At 31.9% G+C, this 26,204-nt stretch carries 25 protein-coding genes; 19 read left to right on the top strand and 6 right to left on the bottom strand.

The window, feature by feature from the left end; translation table 11 throughout:
- Positions 1-56: 56 nt before the first annotated feature.
- Positions 57-260: a YjzD family protein gene (locus LQ622_RS03165; RefSeq protein ID WP_025905688.1), complete on the bottom strand. Its 204-nt coding sequence runs from the start codon at positions 258-260 to the stop codon at positions 57-59.
- A 186-nt stretch (positions 261-446) separates the two neighbouring features.
- Here LQ622_RS03165 and LQ622_RS03160 point away from each other — a divergent pair, with 186 nt between their 5' ends.
- Entirely contained in the window at positions 447-1,388 is a 942-nt protein-coding gene (locus LQ622_RS03160; protein WP_037588870.1) for a beta-ketoacyl-ACP synthase III, read from the top strand.
- Positions 1,389-1,402: 14 nt separating this feature from the next.
- On the top strand, positions 1,403-2,647 hold the full coding sequence (gene fabF / locus LQ622_RS03155) for a beta-ketoacyl-ACP synthase II (protein ID WP_239762374.1): 1,245 nt from the start codon (positions 1,403-1,405) through the stop codon (positions 2,645-2,647).
- A 65-nt stretch (positions 2,648-2,712) separates the two neighbouring features.
- Here fabF and LQ622_RS03150 read toward each other — a convergent pair whose 3' ends face one another.
- A complete protein-coding gene (locus LQ622_RS03150; protein WP_025905685.1) occupies positions 2,713-3,084 on the bottom strand; it encodes a DUF3899 domain-containing protein in 372 nt (123 codons plus the stop codon).
- Positions 3,085-3,465: 381 nt separating this feature from the next.
- On the opposite strand from LQ622_RS03150, the gene opp3b reads away from it, so the two are divergent.
- From opp3b to LQ622_RS03100, 10 genes are all read left to right on the top strand, one after another.
- Complete coding sequence (gene opp3b, locus LQ622_RS03145) at positions 3,466-4,392, top strand: oligopeptide ABC transporter permease (protein ID WP_025905684.1); 927 nt, start codon at positions 3,466-3,468, stop codon at positions 4,390-4,392.
- The gene (gene opp3C / locus LQ622_RS03140) at positions 4,392-5,462 is read left to right on the top strand and encodes an oligopeptide ABC transporter permease (protein ID WP_037588872.1); all 1,071 of its coding nucleotides are present in this window, start codon (positions 4,392-4,394) and stop codon (positions 5,460-5,462) included. Before opp3b ends, opp3C begins: the two co-directional genes overlap by 1 nt.
- Before the next feature lie 14 nt (positions 5,463-5,476).
- Positions 5,477-6,550 (top strand): ABC transporter ATP-binding protein, encoded by a 1,074-nt coding sequence (locus tag LQ622_RS03135; RefSeq protein WP_037588873.1) that lies wholly within the window; start codon positions 5,477-5,479, stop codon positions 6,548-6,550.
- Positions 6,550-7,515, top strand: a complete 966-nt coding sequence (locus LQ622_RS03130) for an ABC transporter ATP-binding protein (RefSeq protein WP_025905681.1) — start codon at positions 6,550-6,552, stop codon at positions 7,513-7,515. Before LQ622_RS03135 ends, LQ622_RS03130 begins: the two co-directional genes overlap by 1 nt.
- 147 nt (positions 7,516-7,662) lie before the next feature.
- On the top strand, positions 7,663-9,333 hold the full coding sequence (locus LQ622_RS03125) for a peptide ABC transporter substrate-binding protein (protein ID WP_037588875.1): 1,671 nt from the start codon (positions 7,663-7,665) through the stop codon (positions 9,331-9,333).
- Between the two features lie 89 nt (positions 9,334-9,422).
- Positions 9,423-11,078: a peptide ABC transporter substrate-binding protein gene (locus LQ622_RS03120; RefSeq protein ID WP_159315236.1), complete on the top strand. Its 1,656-nt coding sequence runs from the start codon at positions 9,423-9,425 to the stop codon at positions 11,076-11,078.
- Positions 11,079-11,240: 162 nt separating this feature from the next.
- Positions 11,241-11,951: a hypothetical protein gene (locus LQ622_RS03115; RefSeq protein WP_204258326.1), complete on the top strand. Its 711-nt coding sequence runs from the start codon at positions 11,241-11,243 to the stop codon at positions 11,949-11,951.
- An 11-nt stretch (positions 11,952-11,962) separates the two neighbouring features.
- Positions 11,963-12,676 (top strand): ATP-binding cassette domain-containing protein, encoded by a 714-nt coding sequence (locus LQ622_RS03110; RefSeq protein WP_159315234.1) that lies wholly within the window; start codon positions 11,963-11,965, stop codon positions 12,674-12,676.
- A gap of 140 nt (positions 12,677-12,816) precedes the next feature.
- Positions 12,817-14,457 carry a peptide ABC transporter substrate-binding protein gene (locus LQ622_RS03105; protein ID WP_159315233.1) on the top strand — a complete coding sequence of 547 codons (1,641 nt, stop codon included), beginning with the start codon at positions 12,817-12,819 and terminating at the stop codon, positions 14,455-14,457.
- A 44-nt stretch (positions 14,458-14,501) separates the two neighbouring features.
- A complete protein-coding gene (locus LQ622_RS03100) occupies positions 14,502-16,124 on the top strand; it encodes a peptide ABC transporter substrate-binding protein (protein WP_025905675.1) in 1,623 nt (540 codons plus the stop codon).
- Between the two features lie 325 nt (positions 16,125-16,449).
- Here LQ622_RS03100 and trpS read toward each other — a convergent pair whose 3' ends face one another.
- On the bottom strand, positions 16,450-17,445 hold the full coding sequence (trpS, locus tag LQ622_RS03095; protein WP_037588881.1) for a tryptophan--tRNA ligase: 996 nt from the start codon (positions 17,443-17,445) through the stop codon (positions 16,450-16,452).
- Between the two features lie 334 nt (positions 17,446-17,779).
- Here trpS and spxA point away from each other — a divergent pair, with 334 nt between their 5' ends.
- The 4 genes from spxA (at position 17,780) to pepF (ending at position 21,906) form a co-directional block, all read left to right on the top strand.
- Positions 17,780-18,175, top strand: a complete 396-nt coding sequence (gene spxA, locus LQ622_RS03090) for a transcriptional regulator SpxA (protein WP_025905673.1) — start codon at positions 17,780-17,782, stop codon at positions 18,173-18,175.
- A 151-nt stretch (positions 18,176-18,326) separates the two neighbouring features.
- Positions 18,327-19,016 carry an adaptor protein MecA gene (gene mecA / locus LQ622_RS03085; RefSeq protein ID WP_025905672.1) on the top strand — a complete coding sequence of 230 codons (690 nt, stop codon included), beginning with the start codon at positions 18,327-18,329 and terminating at the stop codon, positions 19,014-19,016.
- A gap of 53 nt (positions 19,017-19,069) precedes the next feature.
- Positions 19,070-20,059 carry a competence protein CoiA gene (locus tag LQ622_RS03080; RefSeq protein ID WP_159315232.1) on the top strand — a complete coding sequence of 330 codons (990 nt, stop codon included), beginning with the start codon at positions 19,070-19,072 and terminating at the stop codon, positions 20,057-20,059.
- 41 nt (positions 20,060-20,100) lie between these two features.
- Entirely contained in the window at positions 20,101-21,906 is a 1,806-nt protein-coding gene (pepF, locus tag LQ622_RS03075) for an oligoendopeptidase F (protein ID WP_107565922.1), read from the top strand.
- 499 nt (positions 21,907-22,405) lie between these two features.
- Here the strand turns inward: pepF and LQ622_RS03070 are convergent, their stop codons facing one another.
- The 3 genes from LQ622_RS03070 to LQ622_RS03060 form a co-directional block, all read right to left on the bottom strand.
- Positions 22,406-23,200, bottom strand: a complete 795-nt coding sequence (locus LQ622_RS03070) for a DsbA family protein (protein ID WP_025905669.1) — start codon at positions 23,198-23,200, stop codon at positions 22,406-22,408.
- A 20-nt stretch (positions 23,201-23,220) separates the two neighbouring features.
- Positions 23,221-23,580 (bottom strand): globin domain-containing protein, encoded by a 360-nt coding sequence (locus LQ622_RS03065; protein ID WP_049319860.1) that lies wholly within the window; start codon positions 23,578-23,580, stop codon positions 23,221-23,223.
- 95 nt (positions 23,581-23,675) lie between these two features.
- The gene (locus LQ622_RS03060) at positions 23,676-24,254 is read right to left on the bottom strand and encodes a CYTH domain-containing protein (protein ID WP_126477187.1); all 579 of its coding nucleotides are present in this window, start codon (positions 24,252-24,254) and stop codon (positions 23,676-23,678) included.
- 135 nt (positions 24,255-24,389) lie between these two features.
- On the opposite strand from LQ622_RS03060, the gene LQ622_RS03055 reads away from it, so the two are divergent.
- From LQ622_RS03055 to LQ622_RS03045, 3 genes are read left to right on the top strand one after another with little or no spacing between them, the layout of a single operon-like run.
- On the top strand, positions 24,390-24,746 hold the full coding sequence (locus LQ622_RS03055; RefSeq protein ID WP_025905666.1) for a UPF0738 family protein: 357 nt from the start codon (positions 24,390-24,392) through the stop codon (positions 24,744-24,746).
- A gap of 5 nt (positions 24,747-24,751) precedes the next feature.
- Positions 24,752-25,387: a GTP diphosphokinase gene (yjbM, locus tag LQ622_RS03050; protein ID WP_037588886.1), complete on the top strand. Its 636-nt coding sequence runs from the start codon at positions 24,752-24,754 to the stop codon at positions 25,385-25,387.
- Positions 25,388-25,398: 11 nt separating this feature from the next.
- A complete protein-coding gene (locus tag LQ622_RS03045) occupies positions 25,399-26,202 on the top strand; it encodes an NAD kinase (protein ID WP_025905664.1) in 804 nt (267 codons plus the stop codon).
- The last annotated feature ends 2 nt before the right edge of the window (positions 26,203-26,204 follow it).

Raw genomic sequence — 26,204 nt, 5'->3', positions numbered from 1 at the left:
AAATCATATGGTCTAATATAAACAAAAAATCCCGCCTCATAATTGACGGGATTTTTTTATGAATGTTGTGTACTTTGTTTGTCAGAAGAAGATTTACCAACTAATGCATCTAAAAGAATAATAACAACTGTAAAAATGATTGCATAAATAGTTGGACTAACAAAATTTAGCGCTTCATCTGAACCGCCTAAACTATGTAAAACAAAGTTTATCATTTGTGATAATAAGAATGCCCATATAAAAGTTAAGATGTATTGCATTTTTTATCCTCCGTAACTGTTAATGTCATATCATTCATTATAATTAACTTTTTATAAATTGTATACCTTATATGATGAAAACGATTTAAATATTTTTAAAAGTGAGTCTGTGCTTGTGTATAATGGTATAAGTATGTTAAATTAGTACCTGATAATAACAACAGATTATAAGAAGGTGTCAATATAATGGATATTGGTATAAAAGGTTTTGGTGCATATGCGCCTAAACGCGTGGTAAAAAATGAACATTTTGAAAGTTATTTAGATACATCAGATGAATGGATTACAAAAATGACAGGTATAAAAGAAAGACGTTTTGCTGATGATACTGAAGATACAAGTGATTTGGCATACGAAGCTGCGGTAAGAGCGATTGAAGATTCAGGTCTAGATAAAGAAGAAATCGAAATGATTATCGTAGCAACGTCAACAGGGGATAAACCATTTCCAACTGTAGCTACAACGTTACAGAAAAGATTAGGTTTAAATAAAGTACCTTCTATGGATCAACTTGCTGCATGTACTGGTTTTATTTATGGTATAGTAACTGCACAACAATTTGTACAATCTGGTCTTTATAAAAATGTATTAGTAGTTGGTGCTGATAAACTAACGAAAATTACAGATATGAATGACAGAAGTACAGCTATATTATTTGGAGATGGTGCTGGCGCAGCTATCATTGGCGAAGTATCAGAAGGTAAAGGTATACTAAGTGTTGAGCTTGGTTCAGATGGTAATGGTGGACCACACCTATATCAAGATATGGATGCTAATACAATCCAAATGAATGGACGAGAAGTCTTTAAGTTTGCAGTTAGAATTATGGGTGAAGCTTCTACTAAAGCAGTAGAAAAAGCAGGTCTACAATCAGATGACATCGATATGTTTGTACCACATCAAGCGAATATTAGAATTATGGAATCTGCTCGTGAAAGATTAGGTATTTCTAAAGAGAAGATGAGTGTAACTGTAGATAGATACGGGAATACATCTGCAGCTTCAATACCCTTAAGTATTGCATATGAATTAGAACAAGGTAAAATAAAAGATAACGATACAATAGTCCTAGTTGGATTTGGTGGCGGCCTGACTTGGGGTGCCATAACGTTACGCTGGGGTAAATAGGAGGAAATTGGATAATGACAGAGAAAAAACGTGTTGTAATGACTGGTTTAGGTACATTAAATCCTTTAGGAAATGACGTGCCTACAACTTGGGAAAATGCAATTAACGGTAAAAACGGCATAGACGAAGTAACAAGGATTGATGTTTCTGAATTTCCAGCTAAATTAGCGGGTGAATTGAAAGACTTCAATATTGATGATCATATTCCGAAAAAAGATGCTCGTAAAATGGACAGATTCACGCAATATGCAATTGTTGCTGCGCGTGAAGCTTTAAAAGATTCTAAATATGAAATTACAGATGAAAATAGTCATCGTGTAGGTGTTTGGATTGGTTCAGGTATTGGTGGTATGGAAACATTCGAATACTCACACAATATGCTTTTAAAACGTGGTCCAAAACGTGTAAGTCCTTTCTTCGTACCAATGATGATTCCAGATATGGCAACTGGTCAAGTATCTATAGATATAGGCGCTAAAGGACCAAATGGTTGTACAGTTACGGCTTGTGCAACAGGTACAAACTCTATAGGAGATGCATTTAAAATCATCCAACGTGGTGATGCTGATGTTATGTTAGCTGGTGGTACAGAGGCACCTATAACAGAAATGGCTATTGCAGGTTTCAGTGCGAATAAAGCATTATCTACAAATCCTGACAAAAATACAGCTTGTCGTCCTTTCCAAGAAGGAAGAGATGGCTTTATCATGGGTGAAGGTGCTGGTGTAGTTGTATTAGAATCATTAGAATCAGCTGAAGCACGTGGTGCACATATTTATGCTGAGGTTGTAGGATATGGATCAACTGGGGATGCATTCCATATAACAGCTCCATCTCCAAATGGAGAAGGCGGTGCTCGTGCAATGCAAGCAGCCATTAAAGATGCTGGTATTAATCCAGAAGATATCCAATATTTAAATGCACACGGTACAAGTACACCAATTGGTGATTTATATGAAGTATTAGCTATTAAATCTACTTTCGGTGATGCAGCTAAGAACTTAAAAATAAGTTCAACTAAATCAATGATGGGTCATTTACTTGGTGCAACTGGTGCAGTTGAATCAATCTTAACGGCTTTATCAATTGAAAATAGTATTGTCGCTCCGACAATTAATGCAAACACACCAGATCCAGAAATCGATTTAGACTATACGCCTAATGAAGCGGCTAAATTAGATATTGAGTACGCTATGAGTAACAGCTTAGGCTTTGGTGGACATAATGCAGTATTAGTCTTCAAAAAATATCAAAAATAGATCATAAAAATAAAGCAGAAATACCAATGGAAAGTTGGTGTTTCTGCTTTTTATTTTAAAAAATATTAAACGATAAACCCTAGAAAGATTGAGATAATAAAAAATAATGTACTTAATACGACAAAAGGTAATACCCAGTTATGTATTGTTCTTTCTTTTAAATGTAGTTCTTTCATATTTGGATTCATGATTTCATCGTCTTTCAAATAATCTTGTGACGCTTTAGACTTCATATGAAAATTAAACTTCCGAACTGCTTGTCTAGAAACTTCTCCAACGCCATCTTGTTTCATCGCAACAATCCAACTAGCTGCAAAAGCAATTGTCATGATGTAAAAGTATATATTAGCTGCTTGATCTAGGTCTTTTAAAAAGATAAGACAAAGGACAGCGAATAGGCCAATATAACCTATAGTAAAAATACCCCAAAATTTCATTATTACCTACCTCTTATCATTAGATTTAAGTGTATTATAACAGATTAGAAAAAAATATTTATGTTTTGTGGAACTTAATAAAAAAATAAGTGTAATTTTACTTATGTATAATTATTGTATGTGACTACATAGTAAATGACTGAAAATTAGAAAAAATAGGTAATTAGTAAACATTTGTTGTATATTTATGCTAATAAAGTGTATATCGATATCGCGTTGTCGCTTTATCGTAATAAAATAATCTACTATTTTGAACACTTTCATATTCAAAATTCTGAATATTCGTGTTGATTTACATTGTATAAATTCTGTATAATGTATATAAATATTTCTGAATATTAAAAGAAATATGAATTCGATAAGGGGATTGGAGGCAAAACAATGGTTAGATATACTTTGAAACGTATTATTTATATGTTCATATCATTGTTTTTAATTATGACGATAACATTTTTCTTAATGAAATTGTTACCGGGTTCACCGTACAACGATGAGAAATTATCAGAAGAGCAGAAGGTTATTATAAATGAAAAGTATGGTCTGAATGATCCTGTACCAGTACAATACGCGAACTATTTAAAAAATGTCGCGAAAGGTGATTTTGGTATTTCATTCCAATACGATAACAGAGAGGTTTGGAGTTTAATTAAACCTAGACTTGGACCATCTGTAGAAATGGGTACATATGCGATGATTTTAGGAACTATTACTGGTTTATTATTAGGTATAGTTGCTGCAATCAGGCAAAACACAATAGTAGACTATGGGGCTACCTTCCTATCGGTGATATTTATTTCAGTTCCATCATTCGTTCTAGCTGTACTACTACAATATGTATTTGCTGTTGAATGGCAAATCTTCCCTGTAGCAGGTTGGAGTGGATTTATGACTGCTGTATTACCATCAATTGCGTTAGCAGCAGGTGTAACAGCAACAATTGCTCGTTATATTCGTTCTGAAATGATTGAGGTCCTAAGTTCTGATTACATAGAATTAGCAAGAGCTAAGGGGATGTCAAGTGCACGTGTTATCTTTGGACATGCAGTACGTAATGGATTAATTCCAATCATTACGATTATAGTTCCAATGTTAGCAGGTATCTTAACAGGTACTTTGACAATTGAAAATATATTCGGCGTTCCTGGTCTAGGTGACCAATTCGTTCGATCAATTCAAACAAATGACTATCCAGTCATTATGGCTTTAACATTACTATTCAGTTTCTTATTTATTATTTCAATCTTTTTAGTTGATGTACTTTACGGATTAGTAGATCCAAGAATCCGTGTTGAAGGAGGTAAAAAATAATGGCTAATAATGATGATAACAAGTTAAATAATAGCGGTTATGATAACGCCTCTGTTACACACTCAACACAAGGTATGCCAGCAGAAAGCTTCGTATTACATGGTAGAGATAAAGTAGTAGAAGAAAAATTCGAAAGAAAAAGTCGTACATTCTGGCAAGATGCTTGGAAACAACTTGTAGGGAATAGACTAGCGATTGTTGGTTTAATATTCCTTATCTTACTGACAGTTATTTCTTTAGTAGGACCATTAATGAATGATCATAAATTTAGTGATCAAAACGTTTCACATGCGAACTTACCACCGAAAATTCCAGTATTAGATAAAGTTCCGTTCTTACCATTTGATGGTACAGATAGAGATGGTTTTGACTTATATGAAAGTCAAAACGTTCAAGAAAATTACTGGTTCGGTACAGATGAACTTGGACGTGACTTATGGACACGTACTTGGAGAGGTACACAAGTATCCTTATTCATCGGTCTTGTAGCAGCAGCTCTAGATATCTTTATCGGTGTCATTTACGGTGCTGTATCAGGTTACTTCGGAGGAAGAATAGATGATATTTTACAACGTATCGTAGAAATACTTTCTTCTATTCCAAACTTAATCGTCGTAATTTTATTCGTATTACTATTTGATCCATCTATATGGACAATTATTTTAGCCATGTCTGTAACAGGTTGGCTCGGTATGAGTCGTATTGTACGTGGACAATTCTTGAAAATTAAAGAACAAGAATTCGTAATGGCATCTAGAACATTAGGGGTTTCTAACTTTAAATTAATCTTTAAACATATTTTACCGAATACACTTGGCCCAATTATTGTAACGTCTATGTTTACAGTTCCAAGTGCAATTTTCTTCGAAGCATTCTTAAGCTTCATTGGATTAGGTATTCCAGCACCACAAGCATCACTAGGTTCATTAGTTGATACAGGTAGAAAAATGTTGCTGATTTACCCACATGAATTATTCGTACCAGCAACAGTATTAAGTTTATTAATCTTATTCTTCTACTTATTCAGTGATGGTTTAAGAGATGCGTTTGACCCTAAAATGCGTAAATAAGGAGGAAATTAATTATGGCTAAGAGAATATTAGAAGTAAATAACTTACATGTTTCCTTCGACATTGACGCGGGGGAAGTACAAGCAGTAAGAGGTGTAGACTTTTATTTAGATAAAGGGGAAACACTTGCAATAGTTGGTGAATCAGGTTCAGGTAAATCTGTTACGACTAAAGCATTAACACGTTTATTGCCTAGAAAAGTAGGTAGAATTAAAGACGGTTCTATCTTATTTGACGGGAAAGATATTGCAAAATTAAGCGAAAAAGAAATGCAGAAAATTCGTGGTAAAGAGATCGGTATGATATTCCAAGATCCTATGACTTCACTCAATCCAACAATGAAAATTGGTAAGCAAGTCATGGAACCACTTATTAAGCATCAAAAATTATCTAAACAAGATGCGAAAAAGCGCGCATTAGATATTTTAAATTTAGTAGGTTTACCGAAAGCAAAAGAAAGGTTTAATAACTATCCTCACCAATTCTCAGGTGGTCAAAGACAAAGGATTGTTATTGCGACAGCATTAGCTTGTGACCCTAAAATCTTAATTGCGGATGAACCTACAACAGCATTAGACGTAACGATTCAAGCACAAATCTTAGAATTAATGAAAGAATTACAACATAAAATAGATACTTCTATTATCTTTATTACACATGACTTAGGTGTGGTAGCAAACGTGGCAGATAGAGTAGCAGTTATGTATGGTGGACAAATAGTAGAAACAGGTTCTGTTGATGAAATTTTCTATAATCCTAAACATCCATACACATGGGGCTTACTATCATCAATGCCAAGTTTAGAAACATCTCATGAAACAGAGCTTTTGGCTATACCTGGTACACCACCAGATTTAATCAAGCCACCTGTTGGAGATGCTTTTGCTAGACGTAGTGAATATGCCTTAGATATTGACTTTAAGGAAGAGCCACCTTGGTTCCAAATTTCACCTACACACTTTGTGAAGTCATGGTTGTTAGATGAAAGAGCACCTAAAGTAGAATTACCAGAAGCTGTTAAATTAAAACAAAAAGCAACACCAGATCAATTTGACAAGCCAAAACGTGTAGAAAGGGTGACGTTCTAATGGCTGATAAAAAAGAAGTACTGATTGATGTTCAAAATTTAAAGCAATATTTCAACGTAGGTAAGAAAAATGAGGTAAGAGCGGTAGATGACATCTCATTTCAAATCTTTAAAGGTGAAACATTAGGTTTAGTTGGTGAGTCTGGTTGTGGTAAATCCACAACAGGACGCACACTTATTAAACTATATGATGCAACTGACGGGAAAGTCATCTTTGATAACGTTGATATACAAAATATCAAAAAGCGTAAAGACTTATTACGATTTAATCGTCGTATGCAAATGATTTTCCAAGATCCATATGCATCGTTAAATCCACGTCTTAAAGTTATGGATATTATTGCTGAAGGTTTAGATGTTCACAAACTCGTTTCAAGTAAAGAAGAAAGAAAAAAACGTGTTTACGAATTACTTGAAACAGTTGGTTTAAATAAAGAGCATGCGAATAGATATCCACATGAGTTCTCTGGTGGACAAAGACAAAGGTTAGGAATTGCGCGTGCACTAGCTGTTGAACCAGAATTCATTATTGCAGATGAACCTATCTCTGCACTTGACGTTTCGATTCAAGCACAAGTTGTTAACTTAATGCAAAAGCTACAAGATGAAAAAGGTATTACGTTCTTATTCATCGCGCATGATTTATCAATGGTTAAATATATTTCAGATAGAATCGGTGTAATGTACTTTGGTAAATTGGTTGAACTTGGACCATCTGACCAAATTTATAAGCATCCTCAACATGAATATACTAAATCATTGTTATCAGCGATTCCATTACCAGATCCTGATTCTGAACGAACAAGAACAAGATCTTCATATAATCCAGATATACATAAATATGAAGACGACGACAAACTAGAATTAAGAGAAGTAGGTCCGGATCACTTTGTATATTGTTCTGAAAAAGAATTTGCTGAGAAGAAAGCCAACTATAATAAAGACTTTGATTTAACTGAAGCATAAATTATAGTTTTTTAATCTAGGTTAATCGCATTTTAACAATTGTTTGAAAATTGTGTGAATTTTTGTTGTTATTCATGCATTTTTAAAATATAATTATAATAACTCTTCTGATTACTCAGGGGAAAGAAAACAAGGGGGAAAAGCTATATGAGGAAGAAGATTTCGGTTTTATTGTCAATACTCGTTGCAGCTGTTTTAACGTTAGCAGCATGTAGTGGTGGCGGTTCTAAAAGTGACGAAGGTGGTAAAGGCGGCGTTAAGAGCGAAAAATCTGAAAACGTCTTAAACTTATCTTCATCATCAGATATTCCAACTATGGATTCATCTTTAGCAACAGACCAAGTATCATTCTTTACGTTTAACCAAACTTTAGAAGGATTATATGTATTAGATAAAGATGATAATCCTGCACCAGGTGTTGCAAAAGCAGATCCTGAAAAATCTGCAGACGGTAAAACTTGGACTATCAAATTAAGAGACAATGCAAAATGGTCAAATGGTGATCCAGTAACAGCGCATGACTTCGTTTATGCTTGGCAAAGAACTGTTGATCCAGACACAGCTGCAGAATATGCATACATGTTTGAAAACATCGAGAATGCTAAAGACATCACTGCAGGTAAGAAAAAACCTGAAGAATTAGGTGTTAAAGCAATTGATGATCATACTTTAGAAGTTAAATTAATTAAAGACGTTCCGTGGATGCAAAGTCTATTTGCTTTCGGTTCATTCATGCCTCAAAACGAAAAATTCGTTGAGAAGCAAGGTAAGAAATTCGGGACTACTGCTGATGCTACATTATCAAACGGTCCATTCATCATGAAAGAATGGAAAACTGAAGATAACTGGAAGCTTGTACCAAACAAAGAATATTGGGATAAAGACAAAGTTAAACTTAAAGAAGTTAACTATAAAGTTGTAAAAGAAGTACAAACAGCTATTAACATGTACCAAACTGGTAAATTAGATACTGTTGGATTAGATGCTTCAAACGTTACAAAATACAAAGATAGAGAAGACTTCTCTACTCAATTAAACTCTTCTAACTATTTCTTTAGAATTAACAAAACTAAGAATAAAGATTTAGCAAATGAAGATTTAAGAAAAGCATTCGCAAAATCTATTGATAAAGAACAATATGTTAAATCATTATTAAATAATGGTTCTGTTCCTTCAGATAAATTAATGGTTAAAGATTTCGTTAAAGATGAAGACGGTAAAGACTACATCGATGGCGTTAAATCTCCATTAAATTATGACAAAGAGGAAGCTAAGAAATTATTAGAAAAAGCTAAAAAAGCAACTGGTAAAGATAAATTCAACATCGAGTTATTAACTTATGATGCTGATGAATCTAAAAAAGCAGCTGAGTTCGTTAAAGAGCAAGTTGAGAAAAACTTACCAGGTGTAACTTTAAAAATCAAACAACAACCTTTCAAACAAAAATTAGCATTAGAATCTAAAGGCGATTATGACATTTCATTTGCTGGTTGGGGTCCTGACTATCCAGACTCAACTACATTCTTAGATTTATTTAAGAAAAATAGTCCACATAACCAAACAGGATATTCAAATGATGAGTACGATAAAGCATTAGAAGAAGCTAATTCTGATGAAATGTTAAAAGATGAAAATAGTGAAAAACGTACTAAATTATTACAAGATGCTGAAACTAAATTCTTAGACTCAGCTTCAATTGGGCCACTTTACCAACAAGGTGTTGCACGTTTACGTCAACCTTACGTTAAAAACTGGCAACCACATAAATTCGGTGGAGACTACTCACTTAAAGAAGTAGAAATCGCTGGAGCTAAATAAAAGTGAATGAAAGCAATCAATGGAAACATTGATTGCTTTTCTTTATATATTCAAGATGTTTGACACAATAATGAGGAGGCGCATTAAAAATGAAAAAGTATAAAGTCATATTTATGATAGTTGTCTCATTGATGCTTATTATGTCAGCGTGTAGTAATGATAAAGATGAAAAAGGCAGTAATATTAAACAATCCAAATCTAAAAATGAGCTTAATTTATCATCAGGGGATGATATACCAACTATGGATCCATCATTAGCAGCTGACCAAGTTTCATTTACAACTTTTGCTCAAACGCTAGAAGGCTTATATGTATTAGATAAAAATGACAAACCTATACCAGGCGTTGCAAAAGATAAACCTAAAAAGTCTAGCGATGGGAAAACATGGACAATTGAATTAAGAGATAACGCAAAATGGTCTAACGGAGATCCAGTAACTGCACATGACTTCGTATATGCATGGCAAAGATCAGTGGACCCAGATACAGCTGCAGAATTTGCCTATATGTTTGAAAATATAGAGAATGCAAAAGACATTACGCAAGGTGAAAAAAAGCCTGAAGAATTAGGTGTTAAAGCGATTGATGATCACACGCTTCAAATTAAACTCATTAAAGATGTGCCTTGGATGGAAAGTTTATTAGCATTCGGTTCATACATGCCTCAAAATGAAAAGTTTGTTAAAAAGCAAGGTGACAAATTTGGAACAACAGCTAAGACAACATTATCTAATGGACCATATAAATTAACAGAGTGGAAACCAGAAGATAAATGGAAGCTTGAAAAGAACGATGAATATTGGGATAAAGATAAAGTCAAAGTTCAAGACGTGAACGTTAAAGTAGTTAAAAATACGCAAACAGCCATTAATATGTATCAAACAGGTAAGTTAGACATGGTTGGTTTAGATGCGCAAAACATAAAAAAATATAAAGACAGAGAAGATTTTTCTACTGAAGCAACATCAGGAAGTTACTTCTTTAGAATTAATAAAGAGAAAAATGAGAATTTAAAAAATGAAGATTTAAGAAAAGCAATTGCGAAATCAATCGATAAGAAATCATATGTGAATTCGTTGTTGAATAATGGATCTAAACCATTAGATACATTAATGATTAAAGACTTTGTGAAAGATAGCGATGATAAAGATTATACAGAAGGTGTGAAATCGTCACTGAGCTATAATAAAAAAGAAGCAAAAGAACATCTTGAACAAGCGAAAAAAGACTTAGGTAAAGATAAATTTACAATTGAATTGCTAACGTATGATGAAGATGAATCTAAAAAAGCAGGAGAATTTGTCAAAGAACAAGTAGAGAAAAATTTACCTGGTGTTACTTTAAAAATTAAACAACAACCATTTAAACAAAAACTCGCACTTGAGTCTAAAAAAGACTTTGATATTTCATTTGCAGGTTGGTTCCCAGATTATCCAGATCCAACAACATTCTTAGATTTATTTACGTCTGATTCACCGCATAACCAAACAGGATATGCTAACAAAGCATATGATAAAGCATTAGAAGAAGCCAATTCAGATGAAATGTTGAAACCAGAAAATAGCGATAAACGTATTAAAGCATTACAAGATGCAGAATCAGAATTTTTAGATTCAGCATCCATATCTCCATTATTCCAAACAGGGTCTGCAAGATTGAGACAACCATATATTAAAAATTGGCAAAACCATAAATACGGTGGAGATTACACATTAAAAGGTGTCGAAATAGAAGGCGCTAAATAAATTAATTTAAAAGGGATATAAAAACCATTTGTGTATGGATTTTATATCCCTATTTATTTTGTAAATTTTTAACACTTTATTGATACTGAAATAGACTTTATATATAATTAAACTAAATAAAGTCAGAAAATTCACGCTTTTAAAAGCTAATTGGAGGGAACTATGAATCAACTTAATTCTTTTCTTGTATTTAATTTAAAATCGATATTGAAAGATAGGATTACTTTAGTTTGGACGCTAATTTTTCCGATTCTAATGATTATCATTAATTTTTCAGTTTATCAAAATAGTGTCAAGACTATTGAAGATAAGGAAATATTATTAGTTCAATTTTGGTCATTTATGACAATCCTGATATTACTTAATGGCATTGCAGTTGAAATTGCAAATATTAGAGAAGTTGGCGCACTGAAAAGTTATGTTATGTTGGCAGGGTCCAAGTATCCATTTATATTGGCAATATTAGTATCTCAAATCTTAATTTTATCTATAAGCATAAGTGTTATATCCATTCTATTTATGGCTTTATTTAAACTCTTTAGTTTGAAAATTTTATTATATGCCTTTATTTATATACTTTTAATCATTCCTATATCATTTATATTCTTAGTAGTAACGTCATTGCCTTTTAAAGCAAGTTCTATCGCTACTATTTCAACGATACTTTCAATTGCATTATTTTACATTGTCAATATGCAACTCTTTGGATTGGAATGGATTAATCCGTTACATTTCCTTTATAAATTAGGGGAATTGATTGTTCTTGGTTTTAATCATTTTAGCATGATGATTCCTATAATCTACGTACTTTATGTCGTAATTGGTTTATATGCACTTATAAAATTAGATATTAATTCTAAAATTATTAGATAAGGATGAGTTACATGTACTATGTAAAAAATTTAAAATATACATACAAAAATAGTGATAAAGCTGTACTTTCAAATATTTCGTTTGATCTAAAACGAGACAGATTAAATGTATTAATAGGTATGAATGGAGCTGGTAAAACAACTTTATTCGATTGTATAACGAATCATTTAAAAGCAGAATGCGATGAAATCAATATGCCGAAATTGAATGATATTTCATTTCTTACACAATATAATTATTACGCACCAAATAATACTGGAGAAGACCTTATAAAGTTATTTTTAGGCATTATTCCTAAGGATGAAAAAAAGAAGTTCAAAGATCATTTTTATAAAGGTTTATCCAACATCGAAAAAGAGAAATATGATCATTTATTAAAAATGAAAATAGGGAAGATGTCATTTGGAGAAACTAAATGGCTGTTAACAGTGATTTTTTCAAACTTGGATAGAAAGCTGTTCTTATTTGACGAACCAACGAGTGGTGTTGATCCAGTATCTAGGAAAATGATAATGGAAAAATTACAGTCATTAATACATAAAGGTAAAATTTGTCTATTAGCCACTCATCAATTACAAGATTTAGTTCATTTAAATCCACATATCATATTTATAGATCATGGAGAAATCGTATATGAAGGAAACTATGACAAGTGGTTAGAATTAAATCATACTCAAAATCCAGATGTGGCTTTTGAAAATACTATAGGTATAAATAATTACTAGTTTTCCTCTTAATTTTAATTTGTAAAATATTATTGCTATCAACTTGATAACTTATGTTGCGACATAAACAAATTAACATTATAATTGAAGAAAGTTCAGAAATGACTGAATTTTCAAAAATTGAATAAGGGGAAATGTTTATGAAAAACAAACATGCAAGGTGGAGTTTTTTAGTTTTTCTGTCGATAATTTTACTTTTATCGGCATGTAGTGGTGGAAACGGAAAGGATAAAAGTGGCGGTTCTGCAGGGGATGGCAAAAAGTTACGATTAATTTCTATTTCGGATATTCCATCAATGGATTCATCTTTAGCAACTGATGCTGTGTCTTTTGATGCATTAAATAATACGATGGAAGGGTTGTATAAGTTAGATAAAAATGACAAAGCAATTCCGGGTATTGCAAAGGGTGATCCTAAAAAGTCTAAAGACGGTTTGACTTGGACGATTGAATTAAGAGATGCAAAGTGGTCGAATGGAGATGAAGTTACTGCACATGATTTCGTATATGCTTGGCGTAAATTAGTTGATCCAAAGACTGCTTCTGAATATGCATTTATTATGTTTGATATTGAAAATGCTGAAGATATTAATAAAGGTGACAAGAAACCTGAAGAATTAGGTGTTAAAGCGATTGATGATAAGACATTAGAAATTAAACTTAATCGTGAATTACCTTATTACCAAGAATTATTGTCATTTGGTTCATTTTTACCGCAAAATGAAAAATTCGTAAAAGAAAAAGGCGATAAATACGGTACAACTGCTGAAGATACACTATACAATGGACCATTTACGTTATCTGACTGGAAGACAGAAGATAATTATACTTTAACTAAGAACAAAGAATATTGGGATAAAGGTAATGTGAAACTAGATAGTGTGAATTTTAAAGTTGTTAAAGAACCTCAAACAGCTCTAAACATGTATAATGCAGGGGATGTAGATGAGGCACTTATCCCAGCTGAAAATGTTAAGAAATATGAAAAAGATAAAGCTTATAACACAGAACTTGAATCAAGAGTTTACTTTATGAGAATGAATCAAAAAGATGTACCTGAATTCAAAAATAAAGATTTAAGAATGGCAATTGCGCAATCAATTGATAGAGAACAATATGTTAAGAGTAATTTAAACAATGGTTCTAAAGCAGCAAACTCATTAGTACCTACAGAATTCGTAAAGGATACTAAAGGAGAAGACTATACTAAAGGTGTTAAATCAGATAATAAATTCAATAAAGCAGAAGCTAAGAAACATTTAGAAGCTGCTAAGAAAGAACTTGGTAAAGATGAATTTACTTTTGAATTATTAACGTATGACCAAGATAACGCTAAAAAAGATGCTGAATACTTTAAAGAGCAAATTGAGCAAAACTTACCAGGCGTGACAATTAAAGTTAAACAACAGCCTTACAAGCAAAAATTAAAACTAGAAGCGAACATGGATTATCAAATTTCATTCGGTAGATGGGGTCCTGATTACCCAGATGCTATGACATTCTTAGAATTATTTACAAGCGATAATGTGATGAATGAAACTGGTTGGAAAAACAAAGAATATGATAGCAAAATTAATGATGCGGGAGATAAATTGTTAGATAAAGAACAAGAACGTGTTGAAGCTATGCAAGATGCTGAATCATTATTGTTAGATGAAGCGGTTATTGTGCCTATTTATCAACAAGGTAATGCAAGATTAACGCAAAGTTATGTGAAAGATATTGAAAGACATAAGTTTGGTGGAGATACAGATTTAAAACATGCTTATGTTCAAAAGTAACAAATCGGTAGTTTAACTAAATATAAACTTAGGGGATGAGTTACATGTCGAAAATATTTAAAGTTTTAACAATGATGTTGGCAGCTGTACTCGTATTGAGTGCATGTTCATCGGGTGGCGGAAGTAAAGGCAAGAGTGACGAAACATTAGATTTACAAATCAATGGTGATATACCCACGATGGATTCAGCTATGGCAACAGATGGTTTATCATTTGATATGTTCTTCCAAACAATGGAAGGTCTCTACACATTAGATAAAGATGATAAAGCAATACCAGCAGTAGCAAAAGGTGATCCGAAAATTACGAACGATGGTAAGAAGTGGACGATTAAATTAAGAGATGATGCAAAATGGTCAAATGGGGATCCAGTAACGGCACATGATTTTGTCTTTGCTTGGAGAAAAGTTGTAGACCCAGATACTGCATCTGAATATGCATATATCTTATACGATATTAAAAATGCAGAAGAAATTAATTCAGGTGACAAAAAGCCTGAAGAACTTGGTGTTAAAGCCGTAGATGATCATACATTAGAATTTGAACTAACGAAATCATTACCATACTATAAAGAATTATTGTCATTCGGTACATTTATGCCACAAAATGAAAAATTCGTTAAAAAACAAGGTGACAAGTATGGTACAACAGTCAAAACAACTTTATATAATGGACCATTCAAAATGACTGAATGGAAAACAGATGATAAAGTTACGTTAGAAAAAAATGATGATTACTGGGATAAAGATAAAGTTAAATTAAACAAAGTAAACTACAAAGTCGTTAAAGAAGCTTCAACAGCTGTAAACTTATATGAAACGAATAAATTAGATATTGTAGATTTACCAGCAGAACAAGTTAAGAAATATAAAGATGATAAAGCATTTAATACAGAATTAGATACTGTAACGTATTACTTCAAATTAAATGAAGATACAGTACCTGAATTCAAGAATGAAGACTTTAGATTAGCATTTGCTAAAGCAATTGATAAAGAAGCATACGTGAAAAATAACTTGAATAACGGATCTATTCCAACAGATAACTTTGTACCGAAAGACTTTGTTAAAGACAGTAAAGGTAAAGAATATCAAGATGGCGTGAAAAATACGAACCAATATAATGTTAAAGAAGCAAAAGAACATTATGAAAAAGCTAAAAAAGCATTAGGTAAAGACAAATTTACAATTGAGCTGATGACTTATGATAAAGACACAGCTAAACGAGATGCTGAATACTTTAAAGAACAATTAGAGAAAAATTTAGATGGAGTTACAATTAAAATTAAACAACAACCATTTAAACAAAAACTTGATCTTGTTTCAAAAGGTGAATATGAAATGTCACTAGAAAACTGGATTCCAGACTATCCAGATCCAATGACATTCTTAGAACTTTATGTAACAGACGGTTCTCATAATAATACTGGCTGGTCTAATAAAGAGTATGACAGTATTATTAAAGCAGCAGACTCATCATTAGCAAGCGACCCTGACAAACGACTTTCAGAATTACAAAGAGCTGAAGGTATGTTATTAAATGAAGCGGGTATTGTACCACTTTATCAAGTCGGTGTAGCACAACTTCAAAAACCTAACGTTAAAAATGTAGTGAACCACCAATTCGGAGGCGTTTCTACATTAAAAGAAGCTTATATTGAAAAATAGACATTAAAGAAGCAGTAGAAATTCACTTAAATGTGAGTTTCTACTGCTTTTTATAGGTTGGAGATGAAATTGGTAGTTGGGCACGCACGAAGACTGAGAGATATCGTGCGCTAAGGTACAAAATAGGGGTGAAACGCACGAAGACTAAGAGATATCGTGCGCTAAGGTACAAAATAGGGGTGAAACGCACGAAGACTGAGAGATATCGTGCGCTAAGGTACAAAATCAGGGTGAAACGCACGAAGACTAAGAAATATCGTGCGTTATGATAACCAAATATAATCTAGCATAAAAAAGAGATGGTCAATACCATCTCTTTTTATAATTATTTTCTTTTTCTTCCTAATCCTATAGCGTTTTCCATCTTTTTCAATGTTTTGTTGGCTACGAAACTTGCTTTATCTCTACCTTTATCAAGTATTTCATCTAATACTTCTTTGTTTTCATAATAATAATTGAATTTTTCTTGGAATTCTACAAGGAATTTCTTAACTTCTTCAGCTAAGTCTCCTTTGAAATCGCCATATCCTTTATCAGCATATTGTGCTTCTAATTCTTCAATTGATTGTCCTGATAGGCTAGAGTATATAACGAGCAAGTTACTGATACCTGGTTTGTTTTCTTTATCATATTTAACGATGCCATCAGAATCTGTAACAGCACTTTTAATTTTCTTAGCTGCAACGTTTGGCTCGTCTAATAATGAGATGAAGTTCTTTTGATTATCATCACTCTTACTCATTTTCTTAGATGGATCTTGTAAGCTCATAATTCTAGCGCCAAACTTAGGCATGTGAATTTCTGGTTTAATTAAAACATCATTATATTTCGTATTAAAGCGATCAACGACATTACGTGTTAATTCAATATGTTGTTTTTGGTCATCGCCGACAGGTACGATATTTGTATTATATAGTACAATATCTGCTGCCATTAATGGTGGATAAGTTAATAGACCTGCTGGAATACCTTGAGATTGTTTTTGTGCTTTATCTTTATATTGCGTCATTCTTTCAAGTTCACCAATTGAACTGATTGTTGTTAAAATCCAACCTGCTTGAATATGTGCTGGTACTTCTGATTGGATGAAAAGTGTTACTTTTTCTGGATCTAATCCAGATGCTAAGTAAATCGCAGCTAATTTACGTGTGTTCTCTCTTAATTTAAGTCTATCTTGAGGTACTGTAATTGCATGCTGATCTACAATGCAAAAAAAGCAGTCATAGTCGTGTTGAATTTCATTAAATTGTTTTAATGCACCAATGTAGTTACCTAAAGTAGGGATACCACTTGGTTGGATACCTGAAAATAAAGTTTCCATTAACCTTGCCTCTTTTCTACAAAATTTCTTTATATCATTATAACAGTATTTTATTCATTTGTAAGTTGTGTTATTCTTGTAATTAGATAAATATGTCGTCATAAACATATTCATCTATAATTTATGTGCTTTTTAATGAATTATTAGCAGTTTCTCATTTAATTTTAATCTTTGAGTTATATAATATATTTATAGCAATTAGATAAAGATTAAACCAAGTGAGCAATATATGTTTAACCTAGTAAGATATAGGGTATATATAATTAAGTGTATTTTATCTTATAAGTTCACTGACGTTTAACATAAATAATATTCAATTAGGAGAGTGAGATGTATGGTAACATTATTTACTTCACCAAGTTGCACATCTTGCCGTAAAGCGAAAGCATGGTTACAAGAACATGACATTCCGTATACGGAGCGTAATATTTTTTCAGAACACTTAACATTAGATGAAATTAAATCAATCTTAAAGATGACAGAAGATGGAACAGACGAAATTATTTCAACTCGTTCTAAAACATATCAAAAATTAAATGTAGATATCGATGCATTACCTCTACAAGAATTATATACAATTATACAAGACAACCCAGGTTTATTACGTCGACCTATTATTTTAGATGATAAACGTTTACAAGTTGGTTATAACGAAGATGAAATTCGTCGTTTCTTACCAAGAAAAGTGCGTACATTCCAATTAATGGAAGCACAACGTATGGTTGACTAATTTAGTCTAATATTAACATTATAGCTCCTGTTTACAGGGGCTATTTTTGTATATAAAATTAAATGTGAATAGTTCGAACAAATTACTGTTAAAATGTACTTGTTTATAATACAATGAATGTACTATTCCTAGAGTAAGGGAGTGTGACATTATGAGAATAGAACGAATTGATGAAACAACGGTAAAATTATTTATAACTTATCAAGATATCGAAGCAAGAGGTTTCAAACGTGAAGATTTATGGACAAATCGTAAACGTGGCGAAGAATTTTTCTGGTCTATGATGGATGAAATCAATGATGAGGAAGAATTTGTCGTTGAAGGACCATTGTGGATCCAAGTGCATGCATTTGAAAAGGGTGTTGAAGTAACCGTTTCTAAATCTAAAGGTGACGAACTGTTAAATATGACTGACGAAGAATCTAATGAACAATTAGAGTATCAAGTCAATGATTTCTTATCTCAAGCACTCGATTCTGATCAGAATATCGGAGATCTCTTGAATGAAGAGAAAGAAGCTGAAAAACACTTTGTTCCTAAAGACATTGGCTTACTTGTAAGATTCGAAGAGTTAGAAGATATTATTGAATATGCACATTATAATGAACATAAAGATATTGTATTTACAGACTTATTATACATGTTAGATAACAAATATTATTATTATGTACAATTTGATCAAATAGATAGTGAAGACATTATTAATGACTTCTACGGACAATTACTTGAATATGCTAATCCAACTCAAGTGTCTAAATTATATCTAGATGATTATGCGAAAGTTGTCATGAGTTATAATGTTATGGGTCAAGTGAGAAGATATTTTGAACCTAAAAATTAAATAAGTAATTTTAGCACCTCTTTACGTTTTATATAGTAAAGAGGTGTTTTTTTATGTTAATGGGACTTAATCAACATAATCAGTTAATATATGCACAACACGCTAAGGCAAATGAAATTTATAGGTGTCCGGATTGTTTATCTGAACTAGTTATCAAGAAAGGGAAACATACTGTTGCGCACTTTGCTCATAAAGTAGATAGTTATTGTTTGAGAAATAGTTATAAGAAAGAATCTCTTGATCACATATCATCTAAACATCATATTTATGCATGCTTAAATGGGAAAGTTAACATAGATATGGAATATTATATTTCAGAGATAGAACAAATTCCTGACATACTGATTAATAACAATATCGTTGTCGAATTTCAATATTCACCTATTAGCTTTGATTTATTAATGGATAGAAGTGAAGGATTTCGAGTAATGAATATGAAAGTAATTTGGATTGGTAAAGAAATTAAATATCAGAATGGTATATTAACCCTCAGTTATTTCGAAGCAGCACTCATTAATCATAGAGAAAGAACACTTATAACTTATAATCCTGAAGAGCGACTGTTAATAAGATATGAATGTTTACAATCAATTGATAAACATAGATTTATCGGTTATAGACGGGAAATTCAATGGGAACATTTATTAGAAGATTACCCGTTAAAGCAAATACCAAATTTAGCGTTAACGGATAGAGCTTATCAAGAATATTTAACTAAATGTAGGAAACAGAAGAATGTATTAGAACCGACGCTATCGTTATTATATAATGCACGCTTAATACATAAGAATAGACAACCGATTATTGGCATTATTGTACCTGAACAAATATATTTTTTAACACATTGTATAACATGGCAATCATACTTATTTTTAGAAATGAAAAATAAGACATTTACTTTTGAAAAATTTTATCAGTTCATAGAATTTAGATCATTTTATGATTGTCATTACTCTAAGAAAGAAATCCTTTTAAACGCCTTTTACTCATATATTTCAATTGTAAAACGAAAGGCTATTTCACGTGCAAAATGGACTAATTAATGAGAAAATTATAAATATGAAATATTAAGGAGGCTATTAAGATGGCGAAGTTAATTACAAGGGAAGAACAACAAGAACAATATACATGGGACTTAACAACTATCTTTTCTTCTGACGAAGCATATGAAGAAGCTTTTAAAGAGTTAGAAGGCTATTTAGGTAAAGAAGAACAATTCAAAGGTCACTTGAAAGATAGTGCAGAAACATTGTATAAAGCGTTATTACTTGATAGTGAAATTGATGAGAAACTAGGTAAAGTTTATGTTTATGCTCATTTGAAACATGATCAAGACACAGCAAATGATAAATACGCTGGATATGAAGCGAAGGCAGCAACACTTGCTAATAAATTTGCGAGTGCATGGAGCTTTATTTTACCTGAATTAATGTCTATTGATGAAGCAACATTAAATGAATTTGTTGAATCTAATGATGATTTAAAAAGATATCAATTTGATATTGAAAAACTTAATAAGAAAAGACCTCATATATTAAGCGATAAAGAGGAAAAGATTTTAGCTGAAGCAGGGGAAGCATTACAAACACCTAGCAATGTATTTGGTATGTTCAATAATGCTGACTTAACATTTAAACCAGCAGTTGATAAAGATGGTAATGAACACGAACTGACACAAGGTACATATACTAAATTGTTAGAATCTGAAGACCGCGTGTTAAGAAAATCTGCTTATGATAATGTATATGAAGCATATGGTAGTCATAACAATACATTAACTGCGACGTTAAGTGGGAAAGTAAAGACTGCTATATTTAGTTCAAAAGTTCGCAAGTACAACTCAGCTCGTGAACAAGCATTATCAAATAACTTTATTCCAGAAGAAGTATACGATAACTTAATTGCGACTGTACATAAGCATTTACCATTGTTACATCGTTATACAGCTTTAAGAAAAGAATTACTCGGTTTAGATGAAATGCATATGTATGATATGTATACACCTCTTGTTAAAAACTCTTCATTTGAAATGCCATATGAAGAAGCTAAAGACTGGATGGTTAAAGCGTTACAACCTATGGGTCAAACGTACACAGATGTAGTTGAAGAAGGTTTAAATAATAGATGGGTAGACGTTTATGAGAATAAAGGTAAACGCTCTGGTGGTTATTCTTCAGGCGCTCACTTAACAAATCCATTTATTTTACTTAACTGGACAGACTCTATTTCTGATTTATTTACGTTAATTCATGAATTTGGACATTCTGCACATAGTTATTTCAGTAGAAAACATCAACAATCAAATGAAAGTGATTATTCAATCTTTGTAGCAGAAGTTGCTTCAACAACTAACGAAGCGTTATTAAGTGAATATATGGATAAGAACTTAGAAGATCCTGAAAAGCGTAAATATTTATTAAACCAAGAGTTAGAAAGATTTAGAGCAACATTATTTAGACAGACAATGTTCGCTGAATTTGAATATCTTATTCATAAAATTGTAGAAGATGGTGAACCATTAACTGCAGATCGTTTAAACTCTGAGTATGCAGAACTTAATAAAAAATATTTCGGAGATGCTGTTGTTACAGATGAGAACATTGCCAAAGAATGGTCACGTATTCCTCATTTCTATTATAATTTCTATGTTTATCAATATGCTACAGGTTATAGTGCGGCACAAGCATTAAGCAAACAAATATTAGAAGAAGGCGAACCAGCTGTTGAGAGATATATTAATGAATTCTTAAAAGCAGGTAGCTCAGATTATCCGATCGAAGTATTGAAAAAAGCTGGTGTAGATATGACATCTAAACAACCAATAGAAGAGGCAATGGAAGTATTTGAACAGAAACTAAATGCCTTTGAAAAGCTTGTAAAAGAGAAATAAATGTATGTAGACGTTTCCAATATGACAACTGTGTGACAAATTAAAAAAACCGATGTTTTTTGTTGAATTTAGTGTACAGACCATGTTATATTACATACATGAAATTAATCACATAACAAACATACCCCTTTGTTTGAAGTGAAAAATTTCTCCCATCCCCTTTGTTTAAGCACCGTGTAATCAGACACGGTGTTTTTTATTTATTTGTTTGTTCATTCATAGTTAACATCCCAAAAGTTATCTATTAAATGGTAAGTATAAGTTACAAGAACATATATTTAACCATAGAGTATGAAACTTAATGTTCATGCTAAAAATTGAGTAGGGCATAAATGTCCAAATTTAAACAGCAGCTATTCATCTTAATGATGAATGACTGCTGTTTTTTTATTTTATGCATTTTATCTAAAACATAAAAAATAACATCTCATTTCTAACTGAATAAACCAGTGAAATGAGATGTTATTTAATTCAAATAAGGATACAGATCCTATACTTATTATTTACTTTTCTTGAATTTCCAAAAATCTCCGTGTACAGAATCTTGTTGTTCTATATAATTTTGGAGTTGTAATTTTTTTAATTCGCGTTTGACGATTTTCTCTGGCCATTCATATATTGTCGCAATTTCTTGTTCAGAAATAATGGATTGCGACTGTATATAGTCGAGTAATTTTGGAGGAAGTTGTTTCTCAACTTCAGTTCCAATAAGTTCTTGAATGATATACGTATAAATATGATATGGGTATAAACCTTCTACTTTAAGTCCTTCAGAATGTACATCTTCATTAAAGAACACAAGTGATGGTGTCATATTGATATCCATTTCACGTGCAATGTGCAAATCTGTTTGTAAACTTTCAGTCAATGACTGTTCTTTTAAGTCTTTAATAAATACAGATAAATCAATTCCAGATTTGTACGCACATTTTCTAATTAACTCAGTTGTAATGATTTTTTCATGAGGTATAATTTCATTCTGAATTAAGTTTAGAAATCTGCTCGCTCTATTATGTCCTTGTAATTCTGCTGCTTTAAATGCTAAAGCTACATTATCAAATTCACATGTGCTTTGAGCCTGACATTTAGTCAAAACTTTTAGAGATGGGTTCAAAATCTGACGAATTTTAACATATTTTTGATATTCAATTTTTAACTTTGCTAATGTAGCTGATAGATTAAAACAATCTTCGCAAAATGGATCGAAAAATGAATAAATTTCGATTTTGCTTACAGGTGTTAAATCTATGTTATTTTGTTCATTAGCATGGATTAGTCTTAATTCTTCGGCCATATTATCCACCTTCAACTATATTAAGCGTTAACCATGTGGTTTGCAGTTAGCTTGAGTCTTTCATATAAATATTCTTGTATATCTTTATTTAATCGAGATTGGGTAAGGGCTTCAAGCATATTCTCTAGCCAAGCATCTCTTTCTTTATTCGTAATTCTAAAAGGTAAATGACGTTGTCGTAACATCGGATGACCATGTTCTTCTGTATATAATGCTGGACCACCCAAAAACTGAGTTAAAAACTGTTTCTGTTTACGACTCGTTTCTGCAAAGTCACCAGGGAAAAGATGATTAATACGATTATCGCGTTCTACGAGATAATAAAAGTGATCAATCATGTCGTACAAATCTTGGGGGTCGATTACTTCATATGGGGTCATAATTTCACCTTTTCTTGCTTATTTCATTATCGATAATATTAATATAACATGTTCTTAAATTTTTAAAAGTATTTCGACTTGTAACGAAAGTAAATTCATGTTCTTTTGCGATCTGCATTGAAAAAGCGTACCACTTTATTATTTGGAATATTTCTTTCTATATTCATGTCATTCAAAATTTTATTAAAAGCTATTTCGCCTTTAGCATAGTCTTTAACTTCGAATTCTAATTCGTAATCTTCAATACCTAAATAAATACTATGATCTAATACTAAAAGTCCAGTGCCTATATCTTTTTCTAATCTATAAGTTGTTAAATCACCAAGTTGTCTTAGGTCATTCAATGGAATATTGAACTTATTTAATATTTCAGTAATGTTTTCTGGAAGATATTGTTTGTCTAATCGTTCACCTTGTTTAGGAACATCCTCAACTATTTCGTTATATTCTAGAAGACCAACTTCTTGTGGGACTTTTAATGTCATTTCATAATTATGATTCTTTTCACGTATTCGTAGTGCCATTTTTTGTGACATAATATCATGATTATTTGTATCTATATAGTAATTTGTTTGTTTAAAAGGCTCACTTTGTTTAAAATAATATTGTTTGATTAATTCATAATCTTCAAGCGTGAGCATATTCTTGAATTCAATTTCGAGTTCTTGTCCCATTTTGATATACACTTCCTTTTACACTATTATTATAGAAGATTTACGGATAAACAAGTAATTATACAAAATTGACTTGATGATATGAATGTTTAAATTAAAATGTGTTAAAATAGATTGGAATAAGGAGGAACAACAATGCGTATTTATGTAAATGAAATTAAAATAAATGATAATCAAATCAAATGTTATACAGACCAACCAACTGAGGGATTAGAACCAGCAGAGCATATGATTGTAGATAGCGATAATCATGCATTTGTATATATGCTTGATAGCGGTGAACAATACCATTATTTATTATTTGTAGAGGAAACATGGTCAATGATTCATGAACACTTCGACAAAGAGGTCATCGTCAACGATCATTTAGTATTAACTTCATTTAAAGAAGAAATGGAATTTTTATTAGATAACATCGCAGATAATCACAACTATGGTAAAGCGTTTGTAGCTTCGGTAGAGGAAGCATTTGAATTAAACAAAGCGGAGTGATGGTTATGAATCAATGGGAAGAATTTTTGGCACCATATAAACAAGCAATTGACGAATTAAAGATTAAATTGAAGGGGTTACGTAAACAATATGAATCTTCAGATAAACCTTCGCCAATTGAGTTTGTTACAGGTCGTGTTAAACCTATCTCAAGTATTATAGATAAAGCAAATCAACGTAATATTCCTTTTGATCGATTAAGAGAGGAAATGTATGATATTGCAGGTTTAAGAATGATGTGTCAGTTTGTTGATGATATAGATATCGTTGTAGAACTATTAAGACAACGACAAGATTTTGAAGTTGTAGAAGAACGAAATTATATCGAATATACAAAAGAAAGTGGATATCGCTCGTATCATGTCATTATTAGTTATCCAATTGAAACGTTACATGGTCAAACAAATATTTTGGCAGAAATTCAAATTAGAACATTAGCGATGAATTTCTGGGCGACGATTGAACACACTTTAAGATATAAGTACGATGGTGATTATCCTCCTGAAATAAGAAATAGATTAGAGAGAGCAGCTGAGGCAGCATTTTTATTAGATGAAGAAATGTCTGAAATACGTGAAGAAATTCAAGAAGCACAGAAATATTATTCCAGACAGAAAAGTAATAAACACAAACACGATTAGGGGTGAATGCTTTGAAATATAATATATTATCAAAAGGTGATTCAAAATCGAATGCTTTAATGTATAAGATGAAAAATCATATGAATGACTTTAATATGGTTGAAGACAAAGAATCACCCGATATCGTAATTTCTGTTGGTGGAGATGGTACTTTATTACAAGCATTTCACCAATATAGTCATATGTTAGGTGATGTCAGTTTCGTAGGTGTACATACTGGGCATTTAGGTTTCTATGCTGATTGGTTGCCACATGAAGTTGAAAAACTCATTATTGAAATTAACAATTCAACTTATCAAGTGATAGAATATCCATTATTAGAAGTGATCATTCGTTACAAAAAAGGCGGATATGAAACGAGATATTTAGCTTTAAATGAAGCGACAATTAAAACAGATAATGGCGCAACACTAGTCGTAGATTTAGTATTAAGAGGCGAGCAGTTTGAAAGATTTAGAGGCGATGGTTTATGCGTATCAACACCATCTGGCTCAACGGCTTATAATAAAGCTTTAGGTGGGGCACTTATACATCCATCACTAGAAGCTATGCAAATAGCTGAAATAGCTTCTATTAATAACCGTGTCTTTAGAACAGTCGGTTCTCCGCTTGTATTGCCTAAACATCACGTTTGTCATATACATCCTGTAAATAACGATACATTACAAGTTACGATTGATCATGTAAATGTTAAACATAAAAATATTGAATCGATTCAATATAGAGTAGCAAATGAAAAAGTCCGCTTTGCGAGATTTAGACCATTTCCTTTCTGGAAAAGAGTACATGATTCATTTATTTCGAATGAGGATTAAAT

This window comes from Mammaliicoccus sp. N-M50 (assembly GCF_022386995.1).
GTDB classification, from domain to species: domain Bacteria; phylum Bacillota; class Bacilli; order Staphylococcales; family Staphylococcaceae; genus Mammaliicoccus; species Mammaliicoccus sciuri_A.
This window is presented reverse-complemented; position numbering and strand designations above follow the sequence as displayed.